This is a genomic window from Metabacillus sp. KUDC1714 (assembly GCF_014217835.1).
Classification (GTDB): Bacteria; Bacillota; Bacilli; order Bacillales; family Bacillaceae; genus Metabacillus; species Metabacillus rhizosphaerae.
On the sequence record NZ_CP055263.1, the window covers coordinates 2,972,428 to 2,995,000 of the forward strand.

20 protein-coding genes are annotated in these 22,573 nt (G+C 33.6%); 10 read left to right on the top strand and 10 right to left on the bottom strand.

Going from position 1 to position 22,573, the window contains the following annotated elements:
• Nucleotides 1–51 precede the first annotated feature (51 nt).
• Genes HUW50_RS14165 through HUW50_RS14175 form a run of 3 tightly spaced genes read right to left on the bottom strand, consistent with a single transcriptional unit; the run spans nt 52 to nt 1,688 of the window.
• Complete coding sequence (locus HUW50_RS14165) at nt 52–747, bottom strand: hypothetical protein (RefSeq protein ID WP_185652950.1); 696 nt, start codon at nt 745–747, stop codon at nt 52–54.
• A complete protein-coding gene (locus HUW50_RS14170) occupies nt 731–934 on the bottom strand; it encodes a helix-turn-helix domain-containing protein (RefSeq protein ID WP_185652951.1) in 204 nt (67 codons plus the stop codon). Before HUW50_RS14170 ends, HUW50_RS14165 begins: the two co-directional genes overlap by 17 nt.
• Nucleotides 918–1,688, bottom strand: a complete 771-nt coding sequence (locus HUW50_RS14175) for a rolling circle replication-associated protein (protein ID WP_185652952.1) — start codon at nt 1,686–1,688, stop codon at nt 918–920. Before HUW50_RS14175 ends, HUW50_RS14170 begins: the two co-directional genes overlap by 17 nt.
• Nucleotides 1,689–2,772: 1,084 nt before the next feature.
• On the opposite strand from HUW50_RS14175, the gene HUW50_RS14180 reads away from it, so the two are divergent.
• The 6 genes from HUW50_RS14180 to HUW50_RS14205 all read left to right on the top strand — a co-directional run bounded on the left by HUW50_RS14180 (nt 2,773) and on the right by HUW50_RS14205 (nt 12,088).
• On the top strand, nt 2,773–4,782 hold the full coding sequence (locus HUW50_RS14180; protein ID WP_185652953.1) for a type I restriction-modification system subunit M: 2,010 nt from the start codon (nt 2,773–2,775) through the stop codon (nt 4,780–4,782).
• Nucleotides 4,779–6,077 carry a restriction endonuclease subunit S gene (locus tag HUW50_RS14185; RefSeq protein WP_185652954.1) on the top strand — a complete coding sequence of 433 codons (1,299 nt, stop codon included), beginning with the start codon at nt 4,779–4,781 and terminating at the stop codon, nt 6,075–6,077. The genes HUW50_RS14180 and HUW50_RS14185 overlap by 4 nt, the downstream gene beginning before the upstream one ends.
• Before the next feature lie 12 nt (nt 6,078–6,089).
• Nucleotides 6,090–9,080: a type I restriction endonuclease subunit R gene (locus HUW50_RS14190; RefSeq protein ID WP_185652955.1), complete on the top strand. Its 2,991-nt coding sequence runs from the start codon at nt 6,090–6,092 to the stop codon at nt 9,078–9,080.
• A 1,116-nt stretch (nt 9,081–10,196) separates the two neighbouring features.
• Nucleotides 10,197–11,087, top strand: coding sequence for a ParA family protein (locus HUW50_RS14195; RefSeq protein WP_185652956.1), 891 nt, complete (start codon nt 10,197–10,199; stop codon nt 11,085–11,087).
• The gene (locus tag HUW50_RS14200) at nt 11,068–11,436 is read left to right on the top strand and encodes a hypothetical protein (RefSeq protein WP_185652957.1); all 369 of its coding nucleotides are present in this window, start codon (nt 11,068–11,070) and stop codon (nt 11,434–11,436) included. Before HUW50_RS14195 ends, HUW50_RS14200 begins: the two co-directional genes overlap by 20 nt.
• 1 nt (nt 11,437) lies before the next feature.
• Nucleotides 11,438–12,088 (top strand): hypothetical protein, encoded by a 651-nt coding sequence (locus HUW50_RS14205; RefSeq protein WP_185652958.1) that lies wholly within the window; start codon nt 11,438–11,440, stop codon nt 12,086–12,088.
• Between the two features lie 171 nt (nt 12,089–12,259).
• Here HUW50_RS14205 and HUW50_RS27545 read toward each other — a convergent pair whose 3' ends face one another.
• Nucleotides 12,260–12,385 (bottom strand): DUF3006 domain-containing protein, encoded by a 126-nt coding sequence (locus tag HUW50_RS27545; RefSeq protein ID WP_185652959.1) that lies wholly within the window; start codon nt 12,383–12,385, stop codon nt 12,260–12,262.
• A gap of 1,211 nt (nt 12,386–13,596) precedes the next feature.
• On the opposite strand from HUW50_RS27545, the gene HUW50_RS14215 reads away from it, so the two are divergent.
• A complete protein-coding gene (locus tag HUW50_RS14215; protein WP_066323623.1) occupies nt 13,597–13,848 on the top strand; it encodes a hypothetical protein in 252 nt (83 codons plus the stop codon).
• Nucleotides 13,849–14,115: 267 nt separating this feature from the next.
• Here the strand turns inward: HUW50_RS14215 and HUW50_RS14220 are convergent, their stop codons facing one another.
• From HUW50_RS14220 to HUW50_RS14245, 6 genes are all read right to left on the bottom strand, one after another.
• The gene (locus HUW50_RS14220; protein WP_185652960.1) at nt 14,116–14,685 is read right to left on the bottom strand and encodes a CBO0543 family protein; all 570 of its coding nucleotides are present in this window, start codon (nt 14,683–14,685) and stop codon (nt 14,116–14,118) included.
• A gap of 482 nt (nt 14,686–15,167) precedes the next feature.
• Entirely contained in the window at nt 15,168–15,467 is a 300-nt protein-coding gene (locus HUW50_RS14225) for a spore coat protein (protein WP_066323629.1), read from the bottom strand.
• Nucleotides 15,468–15,469: 2 nt separating this feature from the next.
• The gene (locus tag HUW50_RS14230) at nt 15,470–15,685 is read right to left on the bottom strand and encodes a hypothetical protein (RefSeq protein ID WP_066323633.1); all 216 of its coding nucleotides are present in this window, start codon (nt 15,683–15,685) and stop codon (nt 15,470–15,472) included.
• Nucleotides 15,686–15,702: 17 nt separating this feature from the next.
• On the bottom strand, nt 15,703–16,839 hold the full coding sequence (locus HUW50_RS14235) for a zinc-dependent alcohol dehydrogenase (protein WP_066323635.1): 1,137 nt from the start codon (nt 16,837–16,839) through the stop codon (nt 15,703–15,705).
• An 18-nt stretch (nt 16,840–16,857) separates the two neighbouring features.
• Entirely contained in the window at nt 16,858–17,226 is a 369-nt protein-coding gene (locus HUW50_RS14240) for a spore coat protein (RefSeq protein WP_066323637.1), read from the bottom strand.
• 17 nt (nt 17,227–17,243) lie between these two features.
• Nucleotides 17,244–17,489, bottom strand: a complete 246-nt coding sequence (locus tag HUW50_RS14245) for a spore gernimation protein GerQ (protein WP_066323642.1) — start codon at nt 17,487–17,489, stop codon at nt 17,244–17,246.
• 215 nt (nt 17,490–17,704) lie between these two features.
• Here HUW50_RS14245 and HUW50_RS14250 point away from each other — a divergent pair, with 215 nt between their 5' ends.
• The 3 genes from HUW50_RS14250 to HUW50_RS14260 are packed head-to-tail and all read left to right on the top strand — an operon-like array spanning nt 17,705 to nt 22,347.
• On the top strand, nt 17,705–19,255 hold the full coding sequence (locus HUW50_RS14250) for a response regulator (protein ID WP_066323645.1): 1,551 nt from the start codon (nt 17,705–17,707) through the stop codon (nt 19,253–19,255).
• Nucleotides 19,252–20,940 carry a sensor histidine kinase gene (locus HUW50_RS14255; protein ID WP_066323650.1) on the top strand — a complete coding sequence of 563 codons (1,689 nt, stop codon included), beginning with the start codon at nt 19,252–19,254 and terminating at the stop codon, nt 20,938–20,940. Before HUW50_RS14250 ends, HUW50_RS14255 begins: the two co-directional genes overlap by 4 nt.
• A 21-nt stretch (nt 20,941–20,961) precedes the next feature.
• Complete coding sequence (locus tag HUW50_RS14260) at nt 20,962–22,347, top strand: ABC transporter substrate-binding protein (RefSeq protein ID WP_157094260.1); 1,386 nt, start codon at nt 20,962–20,964, stop codon at nt 22,345–22,347.
• Nucleotides 22,348–22,573: the final 226 nt, after the last annotated feature.

The following is a 22,573-nucleotide window of genomic DNA, read 5'->3' on the forward strand; positions in this document are numbered from 1 at the left end:
GCTTAATTTTATGTGACTAATATTGTGTAGTTCCTCTGTAAAAGAGGTAGTCTAATATAAAGAATATTCATTTATGATTACAAAGCCGGCTATGTTATCATAAATCTCATCTGAATTGTACTTTGGACAGTTAATTAAATTTTGTTCCTTTATGAAAGTGTCGGCTTCTGCATTCCAAAGAATCAAAGGTTCTTGAAGTTGGCTTTTAAATAATTTAGGATATCCCTTAAAATGGTTACATGTTAATGAGTTTCTATAAGCCAAAGAAAAAGCATTTAGTAATTCTTTAGGAGAATATACGTCATAAGACACATCGTCCCCACATTTTAATTTAAAGTATCCATATTCCAATTCCTCTCCCAGTACCTCTTCTAAAGCAATTGTTAATTCAAGAATTTCAATATCTGTAACAAGTTTTATTTGTCCATAGGTATTATCTTCTTCTAAAGGAAGTTCTAATAAGGCCAAGTATTTGATCTGGTTCTTACCACTCAGTTCTTTAATTTCATGAATAAAGTTAAATAACTTTTTAGTAATTTCGTTATAATCACTAAGTGATACTGTAAGACTAAATGTAACTAAAATTCTTTCATCAATAAAATTTGTTAATAGTAATCTCCTTAGATGTGTAATACTTCCTTTAAAATTATCCTTCTCAAATCCAAGATTTTTTATAATATTTCTACTGTTGAAATCATATACAAATGTTGTAGATCCACAATGAACTAATTTAGTTTGTTGAGTCATGATAGTTTTCTCCTTCAATCCATTTTAATAGAACATTTTTTGAAACTTTGATGCGTCTTCCTATATTTATTACATGAAATTTATCAGAATGTACTAGCTCATAGGCCTGTTTTCTACCAATACCGAGTATTTCTTGAATGTCTGATACATTTAGAATATCTGGGTAATCATTATAGTTCTTGTACATATTTGATTAACTCCTTTATATCTTCTAAATAGTATTGTTCATATTTTGTCTCACCAGTAACCTGTGATTGATATGTATCGTCGTGTTTTAAAGTTGGCTGGCACTTAATAAGATAATTGTAAAACTCATCAAGATTCATAACCTCTATGGTAATAGGTTTTTTTAGACCGTGTGAATGGAAGTACCTTTTGTGACCATTTAATCTAGGATCAGCAATCCCTTTCTTTAAATAGAAGGAAATTTTTTCGTTTTCTGTAGATTCTGAAGTTGTAAGTGCTTTGTGAACACAACCGTACTGCCACAGCTTTTGAATTGTTATTACAGGAACTTCTGTTAGATTGCAAACAATGTGAAAGTGAATAGTTCCTTGACGATTCTCATCCTGGAACTCTGTAACGCCTAGGTACTTAAAATCTGGTAAATTGTTTGTTTTTAAATAGTAGGCGAGCCTTTTTTTGAATTTTGCAAACAACCTATTACAGATATTTATATTAGTTACATCAATATCTTCAGTTGGATTAAAGGTTAGGGTGATAAATGCATAACGATCAGTAAAATTGCACTCTAGCAATCTCCTAATTTGATTTCGTGCACGATTTATCCCTCTTTTTACATTGGTATCATGATCCTCAATACTTTGAATGGGGTAAGTCTTACGTCCTCCTGAGTAAGTTCTTCTATCTAGAGGTAAGTATTCTTGTTTAATCACTTCTACTAGTTTGTTACTTATTATTACTTTTGTATATCCTGGCATCTGTTTATACTCCTTTTCTAATATCCTGATTTTCGTCAAATTAATCCCTATTTATCTAGATTATATTAATAAGGTACCTTTTATAAACTTGTCTACATTGATGTATTTTAGATTAATTTTACATTCTCTTATTGTACTTATAATGACTCCTCAAAGGTAATTCGATCATTCCCCGTATATACTCATGAATATCTATTACTAGAGAAATTACACTACTTTTTTTTTTAGATAGTTAGAATTACTTGCAAATACGTTGAAATTCTTAAAAATTAGATAGAATGTAATTCATTACAGCGTTATGTTAAATTGTGGAAGTGTTTTTTAGAAGGTTTTTTCAATGTATAAGGAGTGGAATCACTATAAAGGTATATACAAGCAAAATTTAATGAGAGATGATAAAAATCCACCTGAAGGTGCCAAAAAGAGAGTTGAGGAAATGGTTTTTGCTAAAGAAGTTATTAAGAGTTTTTGTTGAGGCATCAGAACTAAATCATCAAGGGATATTTGGTCTTGAAGTATACAAGGAAACAAATGATCTAACGAAAAATAAATCAATCATTTAATTACTTTTCGGACAATGAATTAATAGAAAAAATCGGAAAGTAGCAACCGGGTATAAAATTAGATATCGGCAGTATGGAAAAAGAATATAAAAGGTATAACATTTTTTATTAGGCAGATCATAATGCAACTTTAAGAAATAATGTCATTAAAGGTGAATAAAGTGGAAAAAGAGTTATTAGTAAGATTATGGCCAATTGCTTTTAGTAAAGTATAAGAGATATATCCTAATATGAGAAAGCTCAGACCAGAGCATTTTGAAGGTGTATCGGCTATCTTAGTTTGAGAATTTAAAGACTATAATCCAAGAGCGATTGGTAGCGATTAGCACGTTTCGGGACATGATGAAAATAAATTTAAGTGAACTGAAAAAGTCACTAGGATAAGTATAAGAGAGTGTTTAGACACGCACTTTTTTAATTGTCGTATTTAAGGAAAATCCTTCTTTGACTTCCTTGTTATCATAGATTTCGGTATTCTTAAAGAAGATAAAATTCATTTTCAATAAAGAGGAGATACATCAATGATTAACTTTCAAGATAAAGTAAGTTTCATCTGGTCAATCGCAGAGGTTTTGCGTGGACCTTATAAACCAGAGGACTACGGTAAGGTGGTTTTACCATTAGCGGTTTTACGCCGTTTTGACTGCGTATTAGAAGATACGAAGGATGATGTGTTAGCAAAATTTGCTGACTTGAAATCTATCAATGAAGATGCACGTGAGCCGATTTTAAATCGTATCGCCAAGCAAAATTTCCACAATACAAGTAACTACAACTTTAAAAACTTATTAAGCGATGCGGATAATATCGCTGATAACTTACGTGATTATATCAATGGTTTCTCAAAAACAGCACGTGATATTATGGAGTATTTTGAGTTTGATAAACAAATCGACAAGATGAATGACAATGATTTATTGTACTTAACGATTAAGCGTTTCAGTGAATTGGACCTTCATCCAGAAGTTGTTTCCAATGTAGAGATGGGGTATATCTTTGAAGAATTAATCCGCCGTTTCTCAGAACATGCTGAGGCTGGGGATCACTATACACCTCGTGAAGTCGTACGTTTAATGGTTAGTCTTTTATTCATGCGTGATGATGATATTTTAACGAAATATGGTCTAACCCAAACTTTATATGACTGTGCTGCTGGTACAGGTGGTATGGGTTCTGTTGCACAAGAATACTTACATGAATTAAACCCAAATGCAGACCTGGAATTCTTTGCACAAGAAATCAACGGGGAATCGTATGCAATCTGTAAAGCCGACATCTTAATTAAAGGTGAAGATGCTCGTAACATTCGTCGAGGAAATACTTTATCGAATGACCAATTTAAAGGCGAAAAGTTCGACTATCTAATCTCAAATCCTCCATATGGTGTGGACTGGAAGTCATATGAAAAGCCAATTAAAGCAGAGCATGAGGAACAAGGCCTTAACGGTCGGTTCGGCCCTGGTACACCTCGTACAAGTGACGGACAGCTTTTATTCTTATTGCACTTAATTTCAAAAATGAAGGAAGTAACAGTTGAAAATCCACAAGGCTCTCGGCTAGCGATTATTATGAATGGATCGCCACTATTTACAGGTGATGCAGGTTCAGGTGAAAGTGAAATCCGTAAATATGTACTTGAAAATGATTTAGTAGAAGGAATCGTTGCATTACCAAATGACTTATTCTATAACACGGGTATTTCAACATACATTTGGATCTTAACAAATAACAAAGCAGCCATTCGTAAAGGAAAAGTTCAATTAATCAATGCTGTAGACTTCTCAAAAAAAATGAAGAAAAGTATGGGTAATAAACGTAACGAAATTACACAGGAGCAAATTGATGAAATCGTTCGTTTATACGGTTCCTTCAAACCAAGCGATTATGTAAAGATTTTCGATAAGGAAGATTTCGGCTATCACAAAATTACCGTAGAACGCCCACTACGACTAAACTTCCTTATTTCAGAAGAACGTATCGGGCAAGTAGCAGAACAAAAAGCCTTCCAAAACCTTGCAACATCGAAGAAAAAAGGCGATAACGGACTTGCTGAAATTGAAGCCGGCAAAGAGCTACAAGTGAAAATTACCGAAGTGTTACGTAGCCTTGAAAGCGATACACTATATAAAAATCGTGAAGACTTTGAAAAGAAATTAAAAGCAGCTTTTAAAGAAGCAGGACTTACAATCGGTGCACCTGTACTAAAAGCAATCTTAGCTAGCCTTTCTGAAAAGGATGAAACAGCCGATGCATGCATGAAGAAAAAAGATGAAAGCGAAGCAGATGCCGACTTACGTGATACAGAAAATGTACCACTAAAAGAAAACATCTACGAATACTTTGAACGTGAAGTGTTACCTCATGTACCAGATGCATGGATTGATCACAGTAAAACAAAAGTCGGTTATGAAATTCCATTCACACGTCAATTTTACAAATACACAGCACTACGCAGTTCAGAAGAAATCATGGCTGAAATTAAAGAGCTAGAAGTGAGTATTGCTGATCAGTTGAAGAAGGTGTTGGGATGAGTAAAAGAAAAGAATATGATGAATATAAGCCCACATCAATTATGGGTATAAATAAAATTCCATCTCATTGGGTAGAGTCGAAATTTAGATACGTTACCGACGTATTAACGGATTACACAGCCAATGGTTCGTTTAAATCATTGGCAGATAATGTTGAATATTTAAGTGAACCTGATTATGCCCGTTTAATTCGTTTAACAGATTTACGTTCAAATTTAAGTAATGATGGAATTTATGTTAATGAAGATTCCTATAATTTTTTGAAGAAATCAGCTTTATTTGGTGGAGAATACTTAATTGCTAACGTTGGAGCTTATGCAGGATTAGTTGTTCAAATGCCCAAATATGATGGAGTAGCAACTCTTGGACCGAATATGATGATGGCTAGATTTGATGAAAAAAAAGTTCTTGTGAAGTTTATGGTATATATATCTAATAGTGAGTATATTCAAAAGCAACTTCTCTTAAAAGCAACTGCTTCAAGTGCTCAACCTAAATTAAATAAGGAAGACTTTAGAAGTGTTGAGTTTATCTATCCTAAAATAGACGAACAAAAATGTATTATTAGATATCTAGATAATAAAGTTGGACAAATAGATAAATTAATTGATGAAAAGAAAAAATTAGTCTTATTGTTAGAAGAAAAACGCCAAGCAGTGATTAAAGAAGCGGTAACAAAAGGTTTAAATCCAAATGTAAAAATGAAAGATTCTGGTGTGGAATGGATTGGTGAAATACCTGAGCATTGGGAAGTTAAACAGTTGAAAAGAGCTTTAAAAGTATGTAATGGAAGAGAAATTGAAATTGAATTAGAGAAAAATGATGAAAATGGAATAAATGTGTATGGTTCTGGCGGTATTTTTAAGAAAACGGATAGACATTTATTTAGTGGGGAATCAGTGTTATTTGGTCGTAAGGGAACTATTGGAAAACCAATGTATGTAAATGATTTATTTTGGGCTGTAGATACAATGTACTTTACAAAGTTCAACAGTAACTCTTACCCTAAATGGTTTTACTATATGTTGAAAGTTTATCCCTGGGATTTAATAATGACTCAGACTGCTTTGCCAAGTATTGTTGGAACAGATGTAGAAAATGATATTTGGGCAATACCTGATTATAAGGAACAGATTGAAATAGCAAATTATTTACAAATAAAAGATATTAAAATGTTTTCTACAATTGAGAGTATAGAAAATCAAATCCAAAAATTAAAAGAATACCGCCAGTCTTTAATTTACGAAGCAGTAACAGGTAAAATTGATGTTCGTGATTTTGAAATAGAACAGTAATGGGGTGAGTGCATGGCAATTGATTCATCAGAAAAAGGGTTTGAGACGAATATTGAAACTTCCCTTGTAATGAATGGTTACGAGAAGCGTGTGTTAGAGGGCGAAGCGAGTCGTCTTTTTAAAAAGTATGTACTTGATGTAGAGAAGTTGTTTGAGTTTTTAGAAGCGACTCAGGACAAGCAACTTAAAGTGTTAGAGAAATCATATGGTGTGGACTATAAACAAAAAGTACTTGGCCGTATATGTGATAGCTTAAAAAAGCATGGGGTTGTACATTGTTTACGTCACGGGATTAAAGACCGTGGTGTGACGTTGAAGCTTGTTTACAATAAGCCACCAACAACGATGAATCAGCTTATGAATGAGCTGTATCAAAAGAATATTTTCACGGTCAGTCGCCAAGTATATTATAGCGACAAGCATAATAATAGCTTGGATATGGTTGTGTTTATTAACGGCTTACCGCTTGTTGTGATGGAATTGAAAAATCAATTCACAGGACAAACAGTGGAGCATGCAATGAATCAATTCAAAAAAGACCGTGATCCAAAAGAGCAGCTGTTTAAATTTAATGAGCGTGTCATTGTCTACTTTGCGGTAGATCCAGATGAAGTGTTCATGACGACAGAGCTGAAAAAATCGAAAACATACTTCCTTCCTTTCAATAAAGGTAATAATAGTGGTAAAGGAAATCCAACTGTCTATAATAATTACCGCACGCATTATTTATGGGAAGAAGTTTTACTACCAGACAGCTTGTTAGATATCTTATTCCGCTTTGTCTTTGTAAAACAAGACGATATTTTAGATTCTAATAATGAAATTATTGGCGAGCGGAAGATGTTAATCTTTCCTCGGTACCATCAACTCGATGTCGTACGTAAACTTGAAACGGATGTAAAAGATAAGAATGTTGGGCAAAACTATTTAATCCAACATAGTGCAGGTAGTGGGAAAACGAATTCGATTTCTTGGCTCTCACACCGTTTAGCAAAGCTGCATAATGAAGATAATGAAGCAATATTTAGTAGTGTTATCGTTATTACGGACCGCCGTGTATTAGATAAGCAATTGCAAGATGCCGTGTATCAGCTAGAGCATAAAGCTGGTATGGTTGAACGTATTAATAAAGACTCCAGCCAACTCGCAAATGCGATCACAGGTGAAACACGTATTATTATTACGACGCTTCAAAAGTTCCCTTTCATTATGGAAAAAGTATCGGGTCTTGAGCGTAAGAAATATGCCGTTATTATTGATGAAGCCCATTCTTCACAAGGTGGAAAAGCTTCAACAGCATTAACAAATATTTTATCGGATAAGACATTAGAAGATGCATATGAAGAAGATCGAATTGCAGAAGAAAATATGGATAATCTTGATGAACAGATCGTGGAAACGATTATGAAAAGTGGTAAACAAGATAATGTATCGTTCTTCGCTTTTACTGCGACACCTAAGCCAAAGACACTTGAAAAGTTTGGTACGATTGGTACAGATGGAAAGCCACATGCGTTTCATGAATATACGATGCGTCAAGCGATTGAAGAAGGTTTTATTCTAGATGTATTAAGTAATTACACAACGTATAAGACGTTTTATAAAATTGCAAAACATGTAGATGATGATCCGCTAGTATCACAAAAGCAGGCAACAAAAAAGCTGGCACAATATGTGTCGTTACATCCACATAATATCTCGCAGAAAACGGAAATTATCATTGAGCATTACCTCAATTTCACACGTCATAAAATCGGTGGTCGTGCAAAAGCAATGGTTGTAACAGCAAGTCGTTTGCATGCAGTTCGTTATAAGATTGCATTTGACCAGTACATCGACAAGCTGGGTTACGATGATTTAAAAACGATTGTTGCGTTCTCAGGCGTTGTAAAAGACGGCGACATTCCTTACACAGAGCCTGATATGAATGGTTTTAGTGAAAAGGAACTTCCTGATAAATTCAACTCAGATGAATATAAGGTGTTACTTGTTGCAGAAAAATACCAAACAGGCTTTGACGAGCCATTGCTTCATACCATGTACGTTGATAAGCCATTAAGTGGGATAAAAGCAGTTCAGACACTATCTCGCTTAAACCGTACATGCCCTGGTAAAGATGACACATTCGTACTGGATTTTGTGAATGATCCAGAAGATATTAAAGCGTCTTTCCAGCCTTACTATGAAACAACAGGGCTTGAGGAAGTAACAGACCCGAATATTCTATATGATTTACAAGCTGAGCTTGCACCGTACCAAGTGTATACAGAGGAAGAAGTACGTGCAGTCAATGAACTTGAAATTAAAGGTGGTTTCAACAAATCTGCAAAAGAGCAAACAGAACTCAATGCATGGATTGATAAAGGTGTAGAGCGTTTTAAAGGTGACTTATCTATTGAGGAACAAGAAGCATTTAAAGCATCTGTAACGAAATTTACACGTACGTATGCCTTTGTATTACAGATTGCGACGTTTATTGATGTTGAGCTGCATAAACAGTACATTTACTTAAATTATCTAGTACGCAAGCTTCCTCGGAACAATAAGGATAAAGACATTTATATGGCAGATGATGTGGCACTGCAATATTATCGCAACCAAAAAGTATTTGAAGGTAGTATTGATCTTGAAGTAACAGGTGGTGCAGAATTAAAGCCGACTGCGCATGGCACAAGCGGTGTGCAAGAGGAAGAAAAAGTTCGATTATCTTCTATACTTGATAAATTGAATGAACGTTTCGGCACAGAGTTCACAGAAACGGACTTCTTATCACGTGACCAAGTAAAAGAAGACATGCTGAATAGTGAAGACATAAAGCAAAAAGCAAAAAATAACACCAAAGATAACTTCAAATTTGCATTCGAAAAATCATTCATGGACTTCGTTATCGACCGCATGGGCAGTAACGAGAAGTTCTTTATGAAGATATTGGAGAATGAAGAGTTCAAGAGCTTAATCATGGAAGATATGATGAATGAGGTTTATGAGGAAGTTAATTCTTGAATATAACAGATTACAAATTTAACAGTAAACTGTAAGGATATCTAAACTACTCTAATAGAGTTTAGATATCTTTTTTATTTCAGGCTTGATTGGAGTATATAAGCTTAAAGTCAAGCTGTTTGTGGTATAGGGAAGTTAATAAATCAGGAGTAGATTTTTCATGAGGAGTCAAAGGAATTTTGGACACAGCCTTCGATGTTCTCTTCCAATATCAAAGGCATTAGTAATATCATTAATACGATGCCGAAAGATTACCTTATGCACATCAGTGAACTGTTAGGTATTTATTTAACTGCGAAAGGTCGTGTGGACTTCCGTGATTTAGATTTATTGACTGAGGGGAATTTTAGATGTTGCTGAGTTGATTGGAATTTGCTCAGGGTGCTTAGATAAGCCTGTACAAGAAAGTATGATTGTCATTGGCAACATAACAGTCGGTGGTACGATTGCGAAAGTAGAAGAATTGCAAATATCTTGTAAGTATGTGTAGAGTCTGGGTTAAGAAGGTTCAGATTCGGTAATGGATTTGCAACCTGTTACGCCGTTTATTGTTTAATTTGCAACCAGTATTTTATGCTGATGGGTATTTAAGGCATTGGGGGTTTTCTAAGTTAAATGAAATTTTGAAAAATCTTTTGAATTAATATTTTATCTCCTGTCAGCAAACTGGTCATGTGGACACCTGACCACATGTGATACACCCTTTTTAACAATTTTATCTTTCCCTTTGTCTAGGTACGAGGCACTCCTGTTTAATAAAAATGGCAACCTAACTAGCAAATTACTGGATATACCCAAAAGTTTAAGAATAATTGCATCAAATCAGTATTGTGTGGAAAGTTTTGGCCCAGAGTGTTTACATGATTGTTTTGGATTAATACTTACTCAAAGTAGTCAATATGGGAACATTGATGGTATTTAAGAGACTTAATTATTAGTGGATTAAAAACAGAGATGTAGTTCTTACAGAATTATTAATTAAATACTATATTTTTTTGTGAATTTATATTTTTTAGAATATTTATTCTCAAATGGTATAATTATAATGTGATGATTTTAATCTAACTTAAATGTATTACAATATTTGGTTAACAATTTTTAATAAGGAGATTGAAAATGAGTATTCCAGTTGATGAGAAAAATGGGAAAGTTATATCCTTTATTAATATGAAAGGCGGGGTAGGAAAAACTACTTTATGTTTAGGATTAGGAGAATTTTTAGCAAATTATAGAGGGAAAAAAGTCCTTTTTATTGATCTGGATCCACAATTTAATACTACACAATCTTTAATGGATTTAACAGATAATGAAGATAATTATATGGATGATTATCGTCATAGAATAACAGTAAGAAAAATATTTGAAGATACTAAAACAATATCTGAGAGACCACGAATTCCAGAAAAAGAAGATGTTATTTTAAAGTTTGAGAATGAACAAAATATAGATTTAATATGTGGAACAATTGATATCATTAAAGATGATACTTCAAACAAATCACTATTCAAAAGGCTTAATAAATTTATTGCAGAACATAATCTTAAAGATTTATATGATTTTATTTTTATAGATTGTCCTCCAACAATTTCATTTTATACTGATGCAGCTTTATTTGCGTCTGATTATTATCTTGTTCCAGCGAAAGTTGATAGATATTCAATTCTAGGAGTGAAAATGTTAAAGACTGTAATCGAGAATTTAATGTATGATGAAGATATACATATAAAACCTCTAGGTATCATATATACCATGAGAAAAGATGAAGAAACTAAGAAGACAGCAGAAATCAGAAACCGATTTGAATCAGATTCAGATGTATCAGAACTAGGCATATTTGAAAATTCAACATCCATTGTAAATGACTTAATGGTGGGATATCAAGGAAATATCTCTTCAAAATATCTAAAATCTCGTGAAGATATTGAAAAAGTTTCGGATGAATTCTTGTCGAATTTAACAGAAGAAAAGATCTCTGAGGATGATTCAAGTGAACAAATTATTAAGTGAATTTAACGACCATGTAAAACAATCAAACAAAAATTATACAATAGGTACGATAACTCTATTGATATATTCAACAGAAATATTTAAAAATAATAAAGATATTATTCCATTTCTAGATGCAGTTTTTAATGTCTCTTATTTACCATATGTAATAAAAAGCAGAACATTGATATGTGCTAAATTAGCAAGAGAGCTATATAACAAAGAAGAAAATGAAATTAGAATTATAAATAAAAATTTACTTAATTACTTCGAGCTAAATAGTCAAAATGAAACAACAAATAATGTTAATAAAAAGAAACAAAAAAAGAATGCAAATGAAAAATTAGATTCTTGGCTGAAAGGTTTATAATATGGATTCTATATATATCGATGTAGAGAAATTTTTAACATTAATTAATGCTAAAGAAAGAGGTTGGGATGAAGAAATTCTCAAAAATATAGCTTGTAGTACAATGTTTTTTAAGTATATTGAAGATAGTACATCCGACACTCATTATATAAAATCCCTGGTACAGGATGCATTATCTGTAATAGATTCTTTATGTCAAAAATCCCAAAGGTATTATTATTTTATATTACGATCTTATATAGAGAATTTTTTAAGGGTTTTACTTAAGCTTAAAGATGATGATGCGATGGGAGTCATGAAACTTTTTAAAAATACTAAACGTTTATTAGAGCAATTTGAAGGTGCGTCTCTAATTTTTGACCAGATGGAACAACAGTATGATGAATGTAGTTTATTCGTTCATAGTAATATTAAAGCAGATGATGAAATAAGTGAATTTTTAAAAAATATACTTACAAGAAATGATTTTGACGAACCATTTAAAGTAAATAATTCATTATTGAAATTTAACTCTTTATTAAATAGTTCTGTTAAACTTTTTTTAATTAGCCATACGCAAACTGTAGATAGTTGTTTCTATAGAAAAAAAGAAATCTTAAAAAAAATACTATCCGAAGAAAATTATCAAATATTTAGTGATTCATTAGTTTAATATAAACTATTAGTAAAAACCTTTCTATTTAAAAATAGAAAGGTTTTTACTTACTACAATATGATTCATCCATATCCTAGTCGAAACGATCTTTCCAAATTACTTTTGAATACCATTCGCCATCGCCATTTAGTGAAGAAGGCTATAATGTGCTATAAATCTTCAAATAAATCATCCTATTTCTTTTTTTAACTTTTGGGTTTCCTCTGAGGCAATCGTTATCGTTTCACCATCAAATAAAAGTACAACCCCAACTTTTGCTCCTTTAGAAAGCTTATTCTTTGGAATATCTATCATTTCATGATCAAATTCAAAAGTAGGCAGATTCTATTGCTGAATTTAGTAAATGGTAATGGGGTAGGTCGTTATCGTGATACAGCTCACCGGATTGTAGATGACTTAATAGTTAAAATTAGTGTGCTGAAAAAATGATTAAGTCCTATGACGTATCAGTGAATTTACAAGGAGTGCAACTTGTTTACCATGAAGGTGAAATATGCAAATCTGGAATGATTGTGGATTCTTCATCTCAAAATAATAGTTTTATGATATGTTGGATGGACAAGCAGATTGAGGAAGTAAGATTAACAAAGCTATTATACTCCAGTCAGTTTCAATTTTGTTGATTAGCCGAATAATAGCTACTTAACTGAAAATGGTTTAATTAGTCCAAGAAGTTGATATGGCGGGATCAAATATAGAACCTGATTGTTAATCAAGTTAACCGTTATCAGTTGACACAAGTCTAGATTTGGAGTGAGAGGAATAAAATTGGCTCACTGCCGCCGATTCGAAGCACTTTGTTGGCTTGGCTTTTAAGTGAAAAAATACCCCTAGAGGGCCTAAGTTGATATAATCAAAAATTTCAGTGTGAATATAAAAGTGACTGAAAATACTAGGATTTATAGACACTATCGGTAACAAGAGATGACGGTGAATAATATATTAGTAGACTTTGACAGGGTTAGGGGCGGCTGTCTAATCACTCACAGCTAACATATAAACAAGGTCCAAATATATATGTATCAAGTGTTTGAGCTTATTCCATTTGAAAAGTCTCACTATATGTAAAGGATAAAGTGGGTAGTGTGATTTTTAGGTTCCATTAATAAGGTAAATCTTCTTGTGCGCTTGTCTCCAATAAAAGTAAGCATTTTTTATGACAACTACAAGATCATTCTTCGGTATCACTGATGTAGTTTCTAGCCAGTAAACCAAAGGGCTATTTATCGTATTAGACTTTTTATTTAAGGGGAACACTGCTACATCTGCTATTTTTATTTTACCTACAGTCAACACTCCACACACCATAACTAAGTGTTTGGTCACGCATCTGGTCACACACTCGAAATAATTTGCGGATAAAAGAGGATACAAGCGGAAAGTGTGATTCCGCTAGTATCCTTGCTATGACTCATTTAGGAATTTAGAGATAACGGCAGGACATTTACTGATAGGAATTGACAGGGTAGGGGTCGGGGGTTCGAATCCCTCTCGGATCATCAAATTTGGAAGCTTCAACCCCTTGGTGGATAAGGGATTGGAGCTTATTTTCTTTTTCACTACCATTTTTCGAAAAGCCCTCGAATGAGAAAATTGCACATGTTTGTGATGCATTAACATCCAAAAGACCCTACAGAGATGCAATGTCACATGAAGCTGCACTTAAAATAATGGTATCTGGTGTGGGTAGTCAATTTGAGCCGCATGTAATGGAACACTTTTGGGAAATTGTTAAATTTAACTATAAAAATATTTAAAGATGAAGATGAAGTATATGACAACTAGCTATGCTTTCTTTTTTATTAAAGGGAGGGAGAAATTGTTACTTAATCATCTCGTAAGCAATTTAAAAGGAATTTACCTTCTCATCAACTATATTCCTTCAATAATGGTTTATACAATCGGACTATTAATTAGAAAAGCAAGCGTCTTTTACTGTTGAATTGACAAAAATTGCAAAAATAGTGATATAAAGAATAACAAATTAAGAAAGTACCCAGATTTTATGAGCACTTTACTAATCCTTATTCAGCTGAAAAATTAGGTTTATATAATTTATGAAATATCCAAGTTATACATTTTGATATTAATAGGACAAATATGTAACCGATAAATAAATGAAAGTAATTTATACTACCGTACATTCTAAAAAGACCAATATTTACTAATATCGGCTTTAAAATAAATGCAAATATAGCAGCCATTATTATAGCGTATATGTAATAATTTTTCTGATGGTTTAATGTCAATTGAAAGATAAGCATGAAAGCCACTGGAACTAAGGCGGTATCTAATGAAATGCTTGGCAAAGCAGGGATTACTTGATAAGGGTAATGCCAATAACCTCTATTTATGCCGTAAAGATCGATAAATGTAAAAAAAACATGAACGTTATACCCAAAAAAACCTATTAGAAATATTTTGCTCCGATCAATTTTGAAGTAAAGAATTATCAAGGGGACTAAAAGAATAGCAATCAGAATCCAAAATTGCCACGTAAGAGGGTTAGAGTAGTCTACCCAATAATTAATTAATGAATCTGTATTCTCTTTTCTACCATAAAGAATATTGTCAAATTCATGTAAACGATCCAATAATGGTTCCTCCTTATTTTTATTAATTATACATTTAGTATAACCCCAAAAAATTTTCCTTATTATTACTTCGAGCGAATTTGCATTGCTACGGAGTTCACAAAAAAAGTAGAGGGTGGATAAAAAGACCAGTATCAAATTGAAACGGGTGAAGGTCTGGAGAAGTAACGTTTGTGTAATCCTATTTTGTATTTATTCTGAAAAACCATCTTTGAAAGATACGCGAAAGAAAATAACTCATATACATTGTTATAAAACTCCAATACCATGACCATTTATTATACCTAATTAAGTTAATTCCTTTAGCACAGGAGAAGTTGCTGCTTCAACTGAGGAACAACTTGCTTCAATGGAAGAAATTAGCTCTTTTGCAAAAGGTCTATCATCCATGGCTGATGAGTTGAATGGGCTCGTTAATCGCTTCAAACTATAATGATAATAGAGGAACTGTTTTCTTTAATAAAAATAGTTCCTCTACTAGGTTATAGGGTCGGTAAATTCATTGCTGTATTAATATTTTGTAAATTAAGTTGAATTTGTTCCTTGGTATCATAAGCATGATACCATCCTTTTGAGACCATATAGTTCGATATTTTTTCATGCATGTCGAGGGCTTCCTCTAGGTGGCGAGTAAGAGTGTGTTTAATCTCAGGCGTACCTGCTTCAGTAACTGCCATTGCATAGTTTCTAACACCGCTTTTTGCTGAAATCAATAAGTCAGTGGCTATGACTTGATCAGACATTGCATTCATGCCAGTAAAATTTTCTACGATTGAGTTCATGTTTATTCATCTCCTAAATAATGCATTCCTTGTGCTTTAGATAAAATAGAAGAATATTCATCTAACTGACGACTTGATATCGTAATGTCTTGCTGCATGATGTCTTTTAACTCTTGATCGGATACAAGAGCTCTCATCGTTTTGGACTTTGTTAAACAGGTTGTTTTAAATGAGGCTATTTCCTGAACCTCAAGCACTTCATGTAAAGCATAATCCATACTTATATTCTCCTTCCTTATGGTTTTAATACGACTTTAATACAATTGTCTGTTTTTGTGTCAAAAATTTCATAACCACGTTTAGCTTCACTTAGTGGCAGAACGTGACTGACAACATCACCTGGATCAATCTTGCCAGTGGAAACTAATTCAAACATGTATGGCATATAGTGGATCACCGGAGCTTGTCCAGAGCGTATATTTACATTACGCTGCATGATATCTCCTAGTGGGAATCCGTTATATCGACCACCGTACACGCCTGTAATTTGGATGGTCCCTCCTTTACGAACGGCTTGGGAAGCCATAACAATTGCACTCATGGCACCACCTTGAAGCTTTAATCCCGTAGCTAGGAACTCCATTTCGGTCATTTTTCCATCCATGCCAACTGCATCAATGACAACATCCGCTCCGCCTTTTGTGATTTCCTTAAGGTAACTTCCTACATTCTCATGGTCTTCAAAATTAACGATTTCTACTTTATTTGTACGTTTCGCATGTTCTAAACGGTATTTGACATAATCTACAGCAATTACTCGTTTTGCTCCTTTTAACCAACAAAACTTTTGAGCAAAAAGGCCAACTGGTCCACATCCTAGAACAATGACAGTATCTCCGTCTTTTACACCTGCATTATCAACACTCCAAAAGCCAGTTGTCATTGCATCGGCAATAACACTTAATTTCTCATCAGGTTCTTCACAGGTTTCTGGTATTTTAAAATGAGTAAAATTTGCAAAAGGGACTCTTAAGTATTCAGCTTGACCACCTGGGTAACCACCTGTATTACCCGAATAACCGAAATAGGCCCCCATATCACCATTATCATTTGAATTATCACATTGACTCTCAAGGTTGTTTTTACAATATTGGCATTCACCACAGGCAATATTAAAGGGAATAATGACGCGGTCTCCTTTTTTCAATTTAGTTACTTCTGGACCAACCTCTTCAACGATCCCCATTGGTTCATGCCCTATCACATAGTCTTCTTGCATATTTGGAATCATTCCATGGATTAAATGTAAATCAGATCCACAAATCGCCGTACTTGTTACTTTAATAATCATGTCATCGGGCATTTGGATTTTTGGATCTTCAACTTCTTTCACTTCAACATTTTTGATGCCTTGATATGTTACGGCCTTCATACTGTATAACCTCCAATATTAATGTTCATCGGGTGTACGGTCAAACATACCTTTTCGATTGGTCTCAATAGGAAATAGATTCATGTTTCCAACCATAATTGTGTTTTTGGCAGAAAGCTGATCCAATTTATATTGCTCTTTTAAATCATGTGGATGAAACCATTTTTTCTCAACCATAAGCTCAGTAATTTCTTGATGCATGGCGATGCTCTGCATTAATTGCTTTCGCAACATGGCTCTTAAGTCAGGTGAAGAGGTTTCGGTTAAAGCCACAGCCGTATTTCTTACCGCCTCTTTTGCACGAATAAGAAAATCCATTGCAAAAGTTGTATCTGCAAGCTCAGGAACATGTAACGAATTAATCGGGTCTAAATAGTCATTGTTCAATGCTTGTAACCTTCCTTTCAGTTAATAATTGGCGTTGGACGATTTTGTGGGACAGGAGCTTCAAAAGGCGCACGCTGATAAATTGCCTGTAACTCATTTAGTGCCTGGATGGATTGATCAACATCTTTTTGCATTAGGTTTCTAAGGTCTTGATCAAAAGCTAGTCCTTGCATTAACTTTGATTTTGCAACACAAAGTGTTTTAAAGTTAATAACTTCATGTAAGTCCAAAGATTCGTGTAGAGCTAATTTCTGAGAATCCATTCAAAGTTATCCTCCTTTTTAATCTAGTACTTGGGTATTTTCCCCCGACATAGGATATTTAACTCTAAAAAATATTTGTCTAAATCAATGAATTGCTTCATCCAAATTCCCCCATAAATTCATCAATTCTAGAATATATTTTTTATTTTAATTGACCACTAAAACTTGTTCTGGTTAATATAAATGTAATTTCCCACTGAATGGAGGGTAAAAGATTGAGGTTATTATTAATTGAAGACGAGCCAGATTCCTTAATGGGGATGAAAAAGGCTATTGATTCTCTATATAATGTTGAAGTAGAATTGCACACCTCAAATAATGCGGAAGATGCAAGAGAGGTCATTTTTAAACACTATCCAGAATTAATTATTACTGATATTATGCTTCCAGGTATATCTGGTCTGGATTTAATTGAAGAGGTTGTAAATAAAGACTACCAACCAAAGGTTATTATTGTAAGCGGTTTTGATGATTTTGAATATGCGAGAAGAAGTATACGCTTTGGTGCGGTAGATTATTTATTGAAACCATATAGCACAAAGGAGTTTACAGAAAAGGTAAACAGGACTCTTTCAATGATAAAAGAGGAAAAAGAACTACTTCAGTATACTGAGCAGCAGAAGACATTTGCAGAGATTGGAACACGTTCTATGAGGGATAACTATTTAGTCGAATTTTGTTTAAAAAGAACACCTCTTGAGGAACATCTCTATCATAGACTGTGTTTATGGAATATTGATTGGATAGTGAATAAATCCTTCTCACTCCTTATTTTTGATGTAAATGGCTATCCTGACGGGAAACCTTTTACAGAAGAAAATCAATTAAAGACTTTTGTGATAGGAAATATTATGCAAGATGTGATCCAAGATCATATGCACTCACTCCTTTTTAAAGACACTAAAAATCGATGGGTATTATTAACAACTATTGAAGATGCCGAGGAAATAGCTAGGTCCATTCACAAAAAGGTAAAGGAATATCAAAAAATCGAGTTAGCAATAGGAATTAGCACAAAAGTATCGTCATTTGAGGAGATGCATGCAGCTTACAGCTCTACACTAAAAGAATTTCAAATAAGCTCTCTAACAAATCGCGAGGACTATGTAAAATCTAATCATCTGATGTCTACAGACCTTACAACCGCTAACCATTTAGCATCATTAGTTATAAATAAGGATGAAGAAAGCATTCGTCAGGTGGTAAAGGTTTTCTTTCAACAGGTTATATTACTTGATGGTCTTGAATCAAGAGACGATATCACGCGAAAAACATTAAACTACTTGTCACAAATCCTTGCAAGTATAAGTGAAAAAACCTCAAAGGAGCTTAAAGATATTCCAATGAGTGTATGGGAAAAGGTTGATGAATGTACCACATTAGAAGAATATGAAGAGGTCTTATCTGAGTATTTAACGAGTGTTGGTCATGAGGTTTCAACACATGCTACCAATTCAATCATTGAGAGAGCCATTCAAATAATTCATTCTAATTACATGGAGAATTTGAGTTTACAAATGATCGCAGACGAGCTATCCTTACATCCAGTCTGGCTAAGTCAGTTGTTTAAAAAAGAAACGGGACAAACATATATGGATTTTTTAACAGAGACGAGGATTAACAAAGCGAAAACACTCCTAAGAGAAACAAGTATGAAAGTATATGAGATAGCGGAATCTGTAGGCTATCAAAATCTACAGCATTTCGGTACTATTTTTAAAAAAAGAACAAGTCAAACACCCAAAGAGTATAGGTACGGAAAATGAAATTTAGAAAGGTAAGAATAGAAGATAATTTATTTAACAAAATGTTTGTCTTTATAGCCTTATCCATTATTATTCCATTAGCATTATTAGGTTATTTATCATATGATCGATCTAAGTCTCAGTTAGAAAAGGTTACCTCTCAGCTTCTTCATGACAATATAGAATTGAATAAAAAGCAGGTTAATCGTTTATTAAAAGATGCAGAAATTGAATCAGAAAAAATGGTGACATCTATACAGTTACAAAAGCTCTTGCAAAGTCATCCACCAACATCTTATATAGAAGAAAAAGCTTTTATCAATCGGATCAGTCAACTTATTGCCCAGTTAAAAGGGACGTACGGAGTATATGTCTTTCCAAAACAAATGAAGTATTATCCAAATTATTTGGAGCTAATTAATGGAAATGATTTTAAGCCAAGTACGGAAATGATGTTAAAAGCCTTTGATTTGAAAGAAAAAGGGATTTGGTACCATTATTGGGATGAATCTTCAAATAAGCCAGTTTTTACTTATATAAGAGCGGTTCGTTCATCCTATTATTTTGAACCACTTGGTGTTATTGTTCTAAAAATTCCTGATTCACTTGTTCGAGAGGAATTATCCTTCCCCTCATCTTTTGAAAATTATAATACGATGATTGTTGATCAAGAAAATAACATTATTTCTGACGCAAACTCTTCTCTTTATCATGAAAAATTTGTACCAGAAGAGGATTGGAATATTGCTGAAACTCAATTAAATGAGCAGGGATGGAAATTAATCACTGCCCTGCCAAACAAAGAGGTTACAGGAAATATTGAACAAATAAAAAACTTTACTTTGTGGATTGTTGTGAACAGTATATTCATTGTTTCGATTTACCTTGTTTTTATTGTTCGTAATTTTACATTACCAATTAAGGCTCTCGTCTCACATATGGAAAAAGTTCGAATTGGAGTATTGAAGCATTTCCGTATGGAAAGGTCTAGAAAAGATGAGATTGGTCAGCTTGTTGGTGGGTTTAACCAAATGATTACAGGAATGTCTGAACTTATTGAACAAACAAAAAAGATGGAATCTGACAAGCGAAATTTTGAGCTTCAGACATTAAATCATCAAATTAATCCACATTTTTTCTATAATACATTAGATGCAATTAAGTGGAGAGCAGAAAAGGTAGACGAAAAAAATATTGCACTAATGGTAACGAAATTAGCTAACTTACTTCGATTCAGTTTAAATAATAATAATGAGTGGACAACGATTGAAAGAGAACTTGAGCATGCTAATAATTATTTAGACATAGAAAAGCTAAGAAGTAATCGTTTATTTAAAGTGTTTGTTCAGGTAGATCCAACGATTTTAAAATTTAACGTCATCAAGCTAATCCTTCAACCAATCGTAGAAAATTGCATCAAGCATGGAATTAGTAACCTCCCAGAAGGAAAAGGGAAAATTCTGTTAACAGCTAAGCGTATTGAACAGGATATTATTTTTATTATTGAAGATAACGGGCCAGGACTGACGAGTAACAAATTGGATAAAGAAAAAAACACAAGTCATGTACATCATGGCATTGGTTTGAAAAATGTCCATAAACGACTTCAGATTCATTTTGGAACTGAATATGGAATAAAAGTAGATGAAGATCATCATCAAGGCTTTAGAGTGATCATTCGTCATCCAGTTCGTGAGGAACAATAGTTAACGAAAGGGGGGAGATTATTGATAAAGTACTTTACTCTCTTGATGTTTATACTTGTGAGCTCTTTTATTTTAACCTCTTGCAATCAACCATTGAGAAAGCAAGAAGAGGCCTTGGAAGAAAATAAAGAGGTCGAGGTGAAAAAGCAAATATCTTTAAATGGTGTTTTTCTTAACACGACATGGGGAGAGGTAACCCAACAATTAGCGGAAGAATATGAGGAGGAAACAGGTGTATCTGTAAATATTGAGTTGGTCAGACGCGACATGATTTTTCAAAAAATGTCTCTTTCGATTGCTGGTAATGCTAGTTATGATCTTTTTAATGTTGATTATAACTGGGTACCTGAACTCGTGTCTACTAATAGTTTACTCCCTTTGGACACCTATATGGTACAAGAACAAGTTGATACGGAAGGGTTTTTACCTAGAGCATTATCCCTAACACAATGGAACGGAAAAAATGGTGCTTATGGCGAAGGTGGTAATAATTATGGATTTCCACAGACGATCCACCCTCATATCCTTTGGTATCGTTCTGATTTATTCAAAAAAAATAAATTGAAATCAGAGTTTAAAAGTAAATACGGATATAACCTAACACCTCCCAAAACCATGGATCAATTTCGCGATATGGCTGAATTTTTTAATGGGAAAATTGTAAATGGAAAAAAAATATATGGCTGGGCTGGACAAGCTAGTGAAGGGTTTGGCAATGTACATACATGGTTAACATTTGTCTATTCTAACGGTGGAGATGTCATTGATTGGAATAAGATGACATCATCATTATCAACTCCAGAAGTCATAGAGGCGACAAAAACGTGGATTGACTTACTGCAATTCTCTCCTCCAGGTATAAATGATTATACTTTTTCAGAAGTATCAGATGATGCTGCAGAAGGAAACGTTGCAATGGCTATTCACTGGTCTTGGGCAGCTGATAAGGTAGATGATCAGGCCTATTCTAATACTGTAGGCCAATGGGATTTTGCCCAAACGCCAGCAATGAAAGCATCTGTACCACATCTAGCGGGATGGACAATTGTTATTCCCAGAACATCAAAACATCCTGAGGAAGCATTTAAATTTATGGTTTGGTTAGAAAGCAAACAAAATGATATCAGACAAGCTCAGATGGGTGGGGGAGATCCAGTCCGACTCTCTTCCTATTTAGATCCAACTCTTAAGCAAGTGGAAGTTAAGGGAACTGATGTTAAGAAATTTCGCCGATACGAAGCAGTAAATGAAGCAATGAAGACAGCAAAAGCGCGTCCATTCTTCCCACAAGAGGAACAATGGGAAAGTATTGTAACTGGTTATTTACATGCTGCCCAACTAGGAGAGATGTCAGTTGAAGAAGCATTAACGAAGGCTGATGAGGCTGTAAATGATTTGTTGAGATAATTAAAATTTTTCCTGAACCCTTAGATTTCTGAGGGTTTTTTGCTGTTTAAAACCTATAATTTCCAACTGAGAAAGCCAACACTTATCCCTACATCTACACTAAAAATGCATGGTGAAAAATTAATTTAACCATGTTTTTTCGATTTTCAATAACCGGTAAGATATAACTAAGAAATAAACAAGCAATACATTTTATCAAAATAAATGATTGCGATTACACATTATT